The 11,987-nt window shown below is 52.5% G+C and carries 11 protein-coding genes; 3 read left to right on the forward strand and 8 right to left on the reverse strand.

The window, feature by feature from the left end; all coding sequences use genetic code 11:
• Nucleotides 1–24 precede the first annotated feature (24 nt).
• The 7 genes from BS639_RS07165 to BS639_RS07195 all read right to left on the reverse strand — a co-directional run bounded on the left by BS639_RS07165 (nt 25) and on the right by BS639_RS07195 (nt 6,804).
• The gene (locus BS639_RS07165) at nt 25–504 is read right to left on the reverse strand and encodes a PIN domain-containing protein (protein ID WP_055776087.1); all 480 of its coding nucleotides are present in this window, start codon (nt 502–504) and stop codon (nt 25–27) included.
• Nucleotides 501–746, reverse strand: coding sequence for a FitA-like ribbon-helix-helix domain-containing protein (locus BS639_RS07170; protein WP_084982684.1), 246 nt, complete (start codon nt 744–746; stop codon nt 501–503). Before BS639_RS07170 ends, BS639_RS07165 begins: the two co-directional genes overlap by 4 nt.
• Nucleotides 746–2,365 carry a phosphoenolpyruvate carboxykinase (ATP) gene (gene pckA, locus BS639_RS07175; RefSeq protein WP_084982685.1) on the reverse strand — a complete coding sequence of 540 codons (1,620 nt, stop codon included), beginning with the start codon at nt 2,363–2,365 and terminating at the stop codon, nt 746–748. Before pckA ends, BS639_RS07170 begins: the two co-directional genes overlap by 1 nt.
• A gap of 192 nt (nt 2,366–2,557) precedes the next feature.
• A complete protein-coding gene (hslO, locus tag BS639_RS07180; protein WP_055776096.1) occupies nt 2,558–3,427 on the reverse strand; it encodes an Hsp33 family molecular chaperone HslO in 870 nt (289 codons plus the stop codon).
• Between the two features lie 53 nt (nt 3,428–3,480).
• Entirely contained in the window at nt 3,481–3,894 is a 414-nt protein-coding gene (hslR, locus tag BS639_RS07185; protein ID WP_084982686.1) for a ribosome-associated heat shock protein Hsp15, read from the reverse strand.
• A gap of 46 nt (nt 3,895–3,940) precedes the next feature.
• Nucleotides 3,941–4,606, reverse strand: coding sequence for a GMP/IMP nucleotidase (gene yrfG / locus BS639_RS07190; protein ID WP_055776100.1), 666 nt, complete (start codon nt 4,604–4,606; stop codon nt 3,941–3,943).
• A 50-nt stretch (nt 4,607–4,656) separates the two neighbouring features.
• Nucleotides 4,657–6,804, reverse strand: coding sequence for an intracellular growth attenuator family protein (locus BS639_RS07195; RefSeq protein WP_084982687.1), 2,148 nt, complete (start codon nt 6,802–6,804; stop codon nt 4,657–4,659).
• Nucleotides 6,805–7,207: 403 nt separating this feature from the next.
• Between BS639_RS07195 and nudE the strand changes: the two genes are divergently transcribed.
• Complete coding sequence (nudE, locus tag BS639_RS07200) at nt 7,208–7,765, forward strand: ADP compounds hydrolase NudE (protein ID WP_055776106.1); 558 nt, start codon at nt 7,208–7,210, stop codon at nt 7,763–7,765.
• A gap of 118 nt (nt 7,766–7,883) precedes the next feature.
• On the opposite strand, the gene mrcA is transcribed toward nudE, so the two are convergent.
• Complete coding sequence (gene mrcA, locus BS639_RS07205; RefSeq protein WP_055776109.1) at nt 7,884–10,439, reverse strand: peptidoglycan glycosyltransferase/peptidoglycan DD-transpeptidase MrcA; 2,556 nt, start codon at nt 10,437–10,439, stop codon at nt 7,884–7,886.
• A 156-nt stretch (nt 10,440–10,595) separates the two neighbouring features.
• On the opposite strand from mrcA, the gene pilM reads away from it, so the two are divergent.
• A complete protein-coding gene (gene pilM, locus BS639_RS07210; protein ID WP_084982688.1) occupies nt 10,596–11,444 on the forward strand; it encodes a pilus assembly protein PilM in 849 nt (282 codons plus the stop codon).
• The gene (locus BS639_RS07215; RefSeq protein WP_055776115.1) at nt 11,441–11,986 is read left to right on the forward strand and encodes a PilN domain-containing protein; all 546 of its coding nucleotides are present in this window, start codon (nt 11,441–11,443) and stop codon (nt 11,984–11,986) included. Before pilM ends, BS639_RS07215 begins: the two co-directional genes overlap by 4 nt.
• Nucleotide 11,987: the final 1 nt, after the last annotated feature.

Here is an 11,987-nt window from a genome sequence, read left to right on the forward strand (position 1 = left end):
TTAAGGCCCGCATTCGCTCGGGCCTTAAGATTTCCGACTCATTATAAAATACTCGGCGGCTTCTTCGCGCCAGCGCGGGCTGCCTTGGTTTTCCCAAGGATCCAGCAGGGCAATGCCAGTCTGTTCAAAACGGAGAATTTCGGAGGTTGCCAGGCGGGCGTGATGCTGCTGGCAAAGGGCGGCGGTCTGTAGTTCTGTGGTGTTCAAAGGGTGCGCAAACGTTGAATTACGGCCATAAAGCTGTGCATAGATAAGCGCACTTTGGGCGTCAAATGCCATCAGTCGTCCTGCAAAGTCCTGATTTAACATCTCAAGCAACAGCGTGGAAACCTGCGCCTTCTTTTGCTCATCGGTCAGCGACTCCAGGCCGGCAAAGATTTCTGCGATTGAAATAGCGGTAAGGAACAGCTGCTGCGCGTCCTGCGCGTCCAGCCATTCCAGCAAATACTTGTGCGGTTTTGGCCGCAGTATTTCCACTAATACCGGTGTGTCGAGAACAATCATCCTTCGCTGTCTCTGTGACCCACCGGCTTACTCCGCTGAGGAACCGTCAACTCAACGCCACCGCTGTGAGAGAAGCGCTGCTGCAAGCGACTGCCTAAACCGTAGCTCGGCTGGCTGCCCTGTAATGCGTGGCGAAGAATGACCCGAGCCTCTTCTTCCATAGAGTGCCCGTTTTTGGCCGCCGAAAGTCGCAGCAAGTCTTTAACTTCGTCGTCGAGGTTACGGATCGTCAGCGTCGCCATTACAACTTAGGCCCGGCACTGACCAGTGCAGCACCCGCCGCGGTATCGGTATATTTACTGAAGTTCTCAACAAATAGCGTTGCCAGGTCCTGAGCCTTGTTCTGCCACTGTTCGGCACTCTCGTAGGTATTGCGCGGGTCTAGAATGTTGGCATCAACGCCCGGTAACGACTGCGGTACCGCCAGATTGAAGAGCGGCAGTTGAGTCGTCGGTTGATTATCAATGTCGCCATTAAGGATTGAATCGATAATCGCACGAGTGTTTTTCAGCGAAATCCTTTTACCCGTGCCGTTCCAGCCGGTGTTGACCAGATAAGCCTTCGCGCCCGAAGCTTTCATGCGTTTTTCTAGCACTTCTGCGTACTGTGTCGGGTGCAGCGTGAGGAAGGCTGCGCCAAAACAGGATGAGAAGGTTGGCGTTGGTTCGGTGACGCCGCGCTCGGTTCCCGCCAGTTTTGCGGTAAAGCCGGACAGGAAGTAGTACTGCGTCTGCTCGTCATTAAGGCATGATACCGGCGGCAACACACCGTAGGCATCGGCCGTCAGGAAGATAACCTTGGTGGCGTGGCCCGCTTTTGAAATCGGTTTGACAATATTATCGATGTGATAAATAGGGTACGTCACGCGGGTATTTTCGGTTCTAGAACCGTCGTTGAAATCGATAGTACCCTGAGCGTCCACGGTCACGTTTTCCAGCAACGCATCACGTTTGATGGCGGCAAAAATATCAGGCTCGGCTTCTTTGCTCAGATTGATGGTTTTTGCATAGCAGCCACCCTCATAGTTGAACACGCCTTCATCGTCCCAGCCGTGCTCGTCGTCGCCGATAAGCTTACGTTTAGGATCAGTCGACAGGGTGGTTTTACCCGTTCCGGAAAGGCCGAAGAATACGGCAACATCGCCTTTTTCGCCGACGTTAGCCGAGCAATGCATTGAAGCAATGCCTTTTAACGGCAGCAAATAGTTCATCACCGCAAACATGCCCTTCTTCATTTCGCCGCCGTACCAGGTGCCGCCAATCAGCTGTACGCCTTCGGTCAGGTTAAACGCGATGAAGTTTTCAGAGTTTAGGCCCTGTTCTTGCCAGTCCGGGTTGCTGCACTTGGCACCATTAAGTACCACGAAGTCCGGCTTGAAATCGACCAGCTCTTCATCGGTAGGACGAATGAACATGTTTTTGACGAAGTGTGCCTGCCAGGCAACCTCGGTCACGAAACGTACTTTCAGGCGTGAGTTTTCATTGGTACCGCAGAAGGTATCGACTACAAACAAACGTTTGCCTGAAAGCTGGCCGCCAACTAACTTTTTCAGCACCTGCCAGGTTTCCTGACTCAGCGGTTTATTGTCGTTTTTACCTTTGCCCTGATCGGCCCACCAAAGGGTATCGCGCGTGGTTTCATCACGGACAATGTATTTATCTTTCGGCGAGCGGCCAGTAAAAATGCCGGTGTCAACGTTGATAGCGCCAAGTTCGGTCAACTGACCGCGTTCAAATCCTTCAAGACCAGGAGCTAGCTCCTCCTGATACAGCACGTCATAACTCGGATTATAAATAACTTCACTCGCCTGCGAGATCCCATACTGGGCCAACTCGTCGGCTGAAAATGAGGTAGTAGACATATCCCTGCTCCTTTATGCACATCGTCTGTCTGTGCGATATTGTAGGGAGAACAATAGTCGTTTTACACGCCAGGAACCAAATAATTGAAGCTGGTGTGACATTTTTGGTAGATTTGAGAAGTAGAGCACGGGCGAGTGCAACAGGAGCAGCTAACTACCTGCTCCTTTGCTGGAGATTTGTGCGGAGATTAATCAGTGAATGCTGTCATTACTGCTGTTTGCACCCGCGCGAATTGCCACTAAATCCATCGCGTCGAAAACATAGTGGTTGCCGCAGTAATCGCAGTGCATATCAATCTTCTCGTCTTCTTCAAGCATTTCCAACACTTCTGCATCCGGAAGCGTCAGCAAAGCGTCAGCACAACGCTGGCGCGAGCAGGTACATTTGAAGCTCACGTCCTGCGGTTCGTACAGCGTAACCTCTTCCTGATGATAGAGACGATACAGCACCTCGTTGGCTGGCAGGCTGAACAGCTCTTCCGCCTTGATAGTGGTGGTCAACTGAGCAAGATGGCTGAACTCTTCAGCATCGGTTTCCTGAGCGGGGAGAACTTGCAGCAGCATGCCGCCTGCCGCCGCTTTACCTTCAGACTCGCCGGTGCGGATGAAAATACGCGTTGGCAGCTGTTCTGAGCGCATGAAGTAGTCCTCAAGACACTCGGCCAAGGTTTCGCCTTCAAGGCCAACCACACCCTGATAACGCTCGCCTTCACTCGGTGCAATGGTGATAACCATGTAGCCGTTGCCAATCATCTGTTTTAAGGTGCTGTCGGCGGCAATGTCGCCCTGCAGACGGGCCACACCGCGCATTTCCTGGAGATTGTTGCCGTTAATCACCGCCAGTTTAAGCGGGCCGTCTCCCTGGAGTTGTACAGTAATGTCGCCGTCAAACTTCAACGTTGCCGTCAGCAGGCTGGTCGCAACCAGCATCTCGCCCAGCAGGTTTTGCACCTCGGCCGGGTAATCATGACCCGCTACGATTTGCTGAAAGGTCTCACTCAGTGAAACCAGTTCGCCGCGCACGGCGTGGTGGGTGAATAAATAACGGTGTAACTGGTCCATAAAAATCTCTCTTCTCTTCGACCTGAACCTTTCGACGCTCACGGCCTCGGGTATTATTCAGGATCGCTATATTTAAATTTTATCAGGCTGCGCCGTTCTTTTTTATCCGGCCGCCGATCGGGATGTGGCATTGTCAGGGAGTTCATCTTGCGGGCCTGAGAAATTTTCTCTCGATTTGCCACGCTGGTTTCTGTTTCCTGATAAAGCATCTGAGCCTGTTCTGCACTGCGTCGCTGGTCGGTAACGGCCAGTATGACGACGATTTTCTCGTCATTTCCCTGACGCAGTTTTATCTCGGCGTTAAGCTCGACCAGCTTACTGGGTTTGCCACGCTGGCCGTTGTAATGAACCTTACCGCCTTCAATCATCTCGCGTGCCAGAGCGCGGGTTTTATAAAAACGCGCGGCCCAGAGCCATTTGTCGAGACGAACGGCATTGTCGTCCTGCTGTTGTGCTTTAGCCTTCATGATTCCTCCCGTGTCGGGCAGGGTACAATCGGTGATTTCGCGCCGGTTAGCCCAAAGGCAACAGGCTGCGGTAGTCACTGATTGACGGATGACCCTTAAATGACTTCGCCGAAGTGGTTGAGTCAGGGTTTTCTATCCCGAGACAGTAGCGGATCCCATAGGTTTTCGCCGCATCAAGAATAGGCTCACCGTCATCGACAAACAGCGTCCTTTCAGGAGCAAAACCCGTTTGCTGCTGAACGGCCGCCCAAAGACGCTGATCTTCTTTCGGATAACCAAATGTGTGGGTGGAAAGTAATAAATCAAGGTGTTGGTCTAAACCTGTGTGTTTAACTTTCACCGCCAGGCTATGTGGATGTGCATTGGTCAGCAAAATAGTTCGGCGTCCGCTTTGGCGTAACTGCTGCAAAAAAGGCGTAGTGTCTTCGCGCAGCTTGGCGTTACTGCCATTATCGGTGGTCATCTGATAGATATCCAGGTCCAGCTTTTTACTCCAATAGTCGAAACAGTACCAGTTCATGGTGTGCTGTACGGCAAGATATTCACGATGGATATATTGCCGGGCCTCATCCATCGGGATTTGCTGTTTCTCACTGAGTGCCAGCGGAACCTGCTCCAACCAAAAGCGACTGTCGAACGCCAAGTCCAGCAGGGTACCGTCCATATCCAGCAGTACGGTATCGATATTTTTCCAGTCGAGGTCGAGGCTCATAAAATTATACTCATTATTTTGCGGCTCGCCTGACGCAATATTTTACGCAATCAGCCGAGCGTGTGCGGCGTTGGGTTAATTAACGTCGGGTTAAAGCAGTTGCTGTAATAAGCCTGGATCCTTTCGAGACGGCGCTTGTCGTTGAGGCGGCGTTTTATCAGCAAAAAGGCGTTAACCAGCAGCGATGCGGTCACTACAATCAGCAGGATAGTCGTACCCAGGTAGCGCCACAGGGTCGAGATATCCGGCTCGCTGTGCAGGGAAACATGCCGCGTGCCGTTTGCATCGATGCTAATGTTGGTTATCACACCCTGTGCCGAGAAGGGGGTGTGCAGCAGCATCGACGAAAGGCTCTGCAACTGCTTCCACTGTTCGAGTGGATTATAAGCCAAAAGCGACACCGGCGGTTTAGCCTCACTAACTAACAACTTTCCTTCATCATTGCTTATCAGGAAGCCCCCCGGCGGCGGACTATTCAGTGCCGCAGCGGCGCGCAGAGTTTCGTGCGAATAAAATGCCGTGGTGGCGCTGTTAACCAGTTCGCTTAGCGATTCCGCGCTAACCGGTCGCAGAAGTACGTTCATGCCTTTGAGCTGCCCGGATTTTGCACGTTTTACCAGCGTGCCCCAGTTGTCGGCGTTGCCCAAATTGACCAGCGCATTCTTCAACCGCACGCAGTCTTCACTGTTGCTACACAGTGCTTCAGTTTTCAGTACGATATCCGAGAAGTCATCGACCAAAATCATGCCGGATTTTTCAATCGCTGTGGCCAACTGCGGGTTAATATTTTGCTCGTTCCCCGCACTGCCGGGATGAAGCTGATTGTGCACGGTCGCAATCAGGTCATCGGCGGCGTCAATCGTTGCGGACTCCGGCATTGGCAGTGGTGCAGCTTCGTTCCAGTAAACTGATGAGCAGTCAAATGGCATAAACGGCGAGCTGCTATTGGCGTTAAGGCGCGGCGGCACATAGCACATGCCCGCGCCCTGAACTTTAAGCGTATCGCCTACTCGCAGCGGCGTTTTCTCAAGTGCGGCAACGCTGTTAACCTGTGTACTTTGTGCGCCCTGCAGCCAGGCGAAGCTGAGCTTCAGCGGCAGGCTGAGGGGCACATAGGCCAGCATGGCGATTAAAATAATCATCGAGCTGCAAGTGATGACCAAATTTTTGCCCCAGCGCTGCAATGGAAAATTTTTCACCTCGTCATGCAGCGACAAATAGCGGCCCTGACGCACCACTTGGCTATTGAGATAAACGTCGATATTGGTCTTCTGACCTAATTCACTGCTGATAAAACCTTGCCAGTGGGCAGGGTAAACCAGGTCAACTACGCCGAGCGAGATATTGCTGATGTCGCCCTGTTTGGTCTCTCCGAACAGTCCCCAGCGTTTAGGCATGCCGCGCAGGCAGTGGATCTCTTTACGATGTCGACCCAGGGCTTCGGAAATAATTCGCCATCCTACCCAGGCGACCAGCAGCACGATAATGGCCATCATCCAAGGCAAAATAGCCGCCGGCCCTATCAGCGTAATGAACAGCAGCAGCATGGCTGTCGACAGCGCCACCGACTCTCGTACGCCGCTGGACTGCGTGAGCTGATGCTCTTCTTTGGTTTCATGACGCACGCTGAGCAGCTCGACGTTGTCGTTTTCTTCCGGACGAATCGAGGCATTTTGCGGTGCAGTGGTGATAACCGCCGAGGCCGCTGACGCACGGTCGTAAATATGGTCAACCAGCGTGTGGCCATTGAGTGAAATCACCAACGGAATAGTTTGCGTTTTGATTAATTCAACGTGATTTTCTTGGGCAATGTACTGCTCCCAGAACAAAGGCAGATGGATTTCGGTGGTTTCGAGGAAATAGCGCCACTTATTGGGGTCATCACTGGCAAGACCATAGCGGGTAATGGCGTGGGTTACGGCATAAACGCTTTCACTCTTGGCGCTTAAAGCCAGCTTGTCGCGTTGCAGGATCAAGTTGCTGCGGTGAGTCATGGGGGGGTGACTCAGCGGATCATTCTGACGGAAATACCTTTCCACCGCATCGCGCTCTTGCTGGGAAAGCTTGCGCTGATTGGGTTTTGAAAAATTCATACTGGGAGAGGCCAACCGGCGTCGCCGCATTATGAATCCCAGGCACAGGCCTGCGATGACAATAACTGCACACAATAAAATCAGCGTCTCGACCACTGTGCTCATCCTATCCCCGTTCTGACTCCTGCGTGTGAGTCATCTGTTTGAAAAATTTAAACAAAATAAAAAGAGGTGTTTAATTCAATATTATTCGAACGAATCTTTTTTCTGGAAAAAGTTTTTTTATTGTAATCAACCTACTGCGAGCATGAACAAAATAGAACATACCACCATAAATCATAACAATCTTATACCCCAGGTGGGTATCGGTATAATCCTATTTTTTCTGTTGCTTGAATTTGATATTGCCTGAAAACGCGAGTATGGCGGGGGAATACATTAAACGAGGGGTTTAAATCACTTATTGCGGTGCAGGCCGCCAATAACGCACAATGGCTAAATTAGACGCAAAAGCCGTTGGACAGAGTAAAGGTTTGCTGCGTAAGGGGATAATAAAATTGGGGACTATATGGATAAGCACCTGCAAAAACCTAAGATCCTGAAAGTAGAAACTGTAGCCCGCTCTCGTTTGTTTACTATCGAGACGGTTGATCTGACGTTCAGCAATGGCGTTGAGCGCGTGTATGAACGAATGCGTCCTTCAGATCGCGAAGCTGTGCTGATCGTGCCGATCATTGGCGACGATCTGCTGTTAATTCATGAATATGCGGTAGGCATCGAAAGCTATGAACTGGGGTTCCCAAAGGGGTTGATTGACCCAGGCGAAAGTGTGCTGGAGGCGGCCAATCGCGAGCTGATGGAGGAAGTGGGCTATGGTGCGCAGCATTTTGAAGTGTTGGCGAAGCTGACCATGGCGCCGTCCTATTTTTCCAGCCGCATGAACATCGTTATCGCTAAAAGTCTCTATCCCAAGAGTCTGGAAGGCGATGAGCCAGAGCCATTGCCTCAGACGCGTTGGCCGATTGCGCGCATGATGGAACTGCTTCAGCAGCCAGATTTCAACGAAGCCAGAAACGTCAGTGCCCTGTTTTTAGCGCGCGACTTTTTGAAGGGTCAGACTGTGTAACCCCGAAAACGAAGCGGACAACAGAATTGAAAAAGCCGGACTGAAATCACTCAGTCCGGCTTTTTTTATCGGTATACCCACGCGGCCGCGTTATCCTTCTAACGGCCGCGTGACGGCATTAGAACAGCTCTTTAGACTGGCCGTTGTCCATGATGGTGGTGCCGACGTCGTGGACCGCATGTTCGGTCGGCTGGGTGCCATCAATAAAGTATTCAGGACGGCTATTGCCAGAACCATCGGCCAGTTTTCCGCTGCGTTTGTCGATGTTCACGGTGACAATGCCAGGAGGCGGGCTGAGCATCTGCTCGGGAACGCCTTCCAGAATAGTCTTCATGTAGTCATCCCACGCTGGCTGAGCACTTTTCGCGCCGCCTTCATAACCAGATAGCTGGTCGTCTATTTCACCCGATGCTGTGGTGCGGCCTAAATCGCGACGATGATCGTCAAAACCGATATAAACCGAGGTCACCACGCCAGGACCGTAACCCGAGAACCAAGCGTCTTTCGAGCTGTTGGTGGTACCCGTTTTACCGCCGATGTCGTGACGCTTAAGGTCGCGTCCTGCACGCCACGCGGTGCCCATCCAGCCTGGTTCGCCAAAGATGTTGCTGTTTAGCGCATCGTGGATCAGGAACGAAAGCTGAGTGCTAATCACGTGCGGCGCGTACTCTTGCGCACTGTCGCTCTGCACTTGGGCTGGCGTTACCTGCTCAAGCACCGGTTGGGGAACGGTCGCATTTTTAGACTCGTCAGAGACGGCGACGTTTTCGACGTTATCGTCAGACAGCACGGCAGTTTTTTGCGAGTTGCCGTAAATCACCGGAATATCGCAGGTTTCACAGGCGATACGCGGTTTGGCTTCAAACACGGTGTTGCCTGATTGATCAACAATTTTTGCGATGAAATAAGGGTCTACCAGATAACCGCCGTTGGTCAGCGCGGCATAGCCACGCACCATCTGCATCGGTGTAAATGAAGCCGAGCCTAACGCCAGTGATTCTGAATGCACGATGTTTGCAGGTGGGAAGCCGAAGCGTTCCAAATAATCCGCCGCATAATCTACGCCCATTGCGCGCATGGCGCGCACCATCACTACGTTTTTAGACTGACCCAGACCCTGACGTAAACGAATCGGGCCGTCGTAGGAAGCAGGGGAGTTCTTAGGACGCCATTCGGTGCCTGCACCGGCATCCCAACGGGTGATTGGCACGTCGTTGAGTATTGTCGCCAGCGTCAGCCCTTTGTCCAGAGCTGCGGTATACAGGAAGGGTTTGATATTCGAACCGACCTGACGCAGTGCCTGAGTAGCGCGGTTAAATTTGCTCTGATTGAAGTCAAAACCGCCGACCAGTGCTTCAACGGCACCGGTCACGTTGTTGAGTGAAACAATGGCCGAGTTGACGTCAGGAACCTGTCCCAGCCACCAGTCGTTGCCCACTTTGCGCACCCAGATTTGTTGACCTGCCTGAACCACATCGGCCACTTTTTTAGGGTTGGGTCCCTGGCTGGTGTCGGAACGGAAGGCGCGAGCCCACGACATTCCGCTGAACGGCAGGGTGATGCTGTCGCCGTTAGCCATCGTCGCTGTTGCCTGAGCGCCGTCAATCTGTGTGACGACAGCCGGGAACAACGGGCCGTAAACAGGGAGCATTTTCAGTGAGTTAACAATTTTTTTCTGGTCCCAAGGCGTTTCACCGACTTTCCATAGCTGGTTCGACGGGCCACGGTAGCCGTGACGCATATCGTAGGCCATCACGTTGTTACGCAGCGCGTCCTGTGCGGCCAGCTGGGTTTTACGCGTAATGGTGGTGTAAACCTTGTAGCCGTCGTTGTAGGCGTTATCGCCGTAACGTTTAACCATCTCCTGACGCACCATCTCGGTAAGGTAAGGCGCTGAGAAGGCAATTTCTGGCGGATGATAGTTTGAAACCAGCGGCGCCTGACGAGCCTCATCGTACTGCGCCTGAGTGATGTATTTCTCATCAAGCATACGCGACAGCACCACGTTGCGGCGTGACAGCGCGCGGTCGTGAGAATAAAGCGGGTTAAAGGTCGAAGGCGCCTTCGGCAAACCGGCGATCACCGCCATTTCGCTAAGGCTCAGCTGGTCGACATTTTTACCGAAATAGACCTGTGCGGCGGCACCGACGCCATAGGCGCGATAACCCAGATAAATCTTGTTGAGATAAAGCTCAAGGATCTCATCTTTGGTCATCATCTGTTCGATGCGGATAGCCAAAAAGGCTTCTTTGATTTTTCGCGTCAGCGTGCGTTCTGGGCTGAGGAAGAAGTTTCTGGCCAGCTGCTGAGTGATGGTACTTGCACCCTGAGTGGCACGGCCTGAAAGCAGGGCAACCGAAGCCGCACGGAAAATACCGACCGGATCGATACCGTGATGCTCATAAAAGCGGCTGTCTTCTGTCGCAATAAATGCGTGCACCATCTCCGGTGGGATCTGGTTCAGCTTTAAAGGAATACGACGCTTTTCACCGTATTGGGCGACTAATTCGCCGTCGGCGCTGTAAACCTGCATAGGCGTTTGCAAGCGAACGTCTTTTAACGTCGCGACGTCCGGCAGCTGCGGTTCGATATATTTGTAAAGCCCATATACCGAGGCGGCTCCCAACACAATGCAACACACTACAAGGATCAATAAATACTTTACGAACTTCACCTGATATTTCCCATTTAATGACATTTGGGCAGTTTATAAACAGCCGCGCGCGCAGTACGGTAGTCGAAGGCAGAGTATAAAAGCAAGCCTGCCACATAGATATACCCATCCAGAGTGGAGTGGGTTAACCCTTTAACAACACGGAGGTTGAATAAAATGCGACACTTTGCATGGCAAGTGGGCCTGGATATTCAAAACGGTTACGCCAGAGCTATCGCCGTTCAGCGACGGCGTAACGGCTGGCAGCTGCGCCATTGGTGGCAGCAGCCATTGCCGCAGGAGGTCATGCGGCAGGGAATATTACATGAGACTGAGCAATTAATCGCCATATTATCACGCTGGCGAATCTGTTTACCCGTAACCATTTCCTTACGGATATGTCTCCCCGCACAGCGAATTATTCAGGTTCGCCTTCCCGCCCCAGATAATAGACTACGGGAGCCACACCGTAGTGCTTTCATTCGCACCAGTGCGGCGAAACAGCTGCCGCTGGCGGTGGAGTCGCTGGTAATGGATTATCGGGCAGACTTCTGCGACAGCCAGCAGCTGATTGTTACCGCTGCCCGTCAGGAGGAGCTGACCCACTGGCAGCACTGTTTGGCACAGGCCGGACTTTTTCCTCAGATCATTGAGTTAACGCCCTGCGCGTTGCAGTCTGGTGCCTGTGCTGCAGGAATTCCTGCCGATTCTTTATTAGTGCATCGTCTGAGTAAAGAGTGGCTTTGGGCCTCTCCCCACGGGCTACCTTTTCAGTTTGGCCTGCTGGATGACGACGAAGTGCCGAATCCGGACGACTTACCCGAAGCGCTCGCCAAACAGTATCGGGCGGGTAAACTTTGCGACGGCAACGTCTATTACAGCAGCATTTTCGACGACCCTCCACCCAAAGGCGCGTTAGCTTGGTCACCTTTTGTCGCCTTTGCACAAATGTCACCTCCGCTGCCGTTGCAAACCTCCGCTTTTGCCCTCGCCGCCGGTTTGGCCGTTCGTCCGGCCGACCAATGACGCTGCGTGTCAACCTGCTGGCATGGCGCGAGAGGCGGCTTGATAAACGTTATCGTTTTTGGCTCACCGTCATTCTTACTGCTGTGGCAGCAGAAATATTGCTGTTGCTGCTGTTGGGCGGCCGAGCCCAGTGGCAGATTCGCCAGCATGAAATCGATATCGGCAGATTAAGCGACTATCGTCTCGCGCTGAAAACTCGGCTAGAACAGATCAATGTGTTGAAAGCCGACTATCAGCAGGCTGCATCGTTGAACAGGCAAAGCGAGCAGCGATTTGAGCACAGCGTGCAGTATGTGCAGTTGCTGCAGCATTTAGCCAAGGCAGTGCCCACGGGCGCCTGGATAAAGCAGATGAGTCAAAGCGCGGCCGTGCTCAAGCTGGAGGGGAAAAGCCAGGACTACAACCAGATACTGACGCTCAGTAAAGCATTACAACTCGCCGCGGTCTTGCCCAAGGTCCAACTGCGCGAGGTGAAGCAGCTGGCTGACGAAAATCTCTATTTTTCACTCGATGCTGCACTGCACGTCGCAGAAAAGCCATAGG

Source organism: Rouxiella silvae, assembly GCF_002093625.1.
GTDB lineage: Bacteria > Pseudomonadota > Gammaproteobacteria > Enterobacterales > Enterobacteriaceae > Rouxiella > Rouxiella silvae.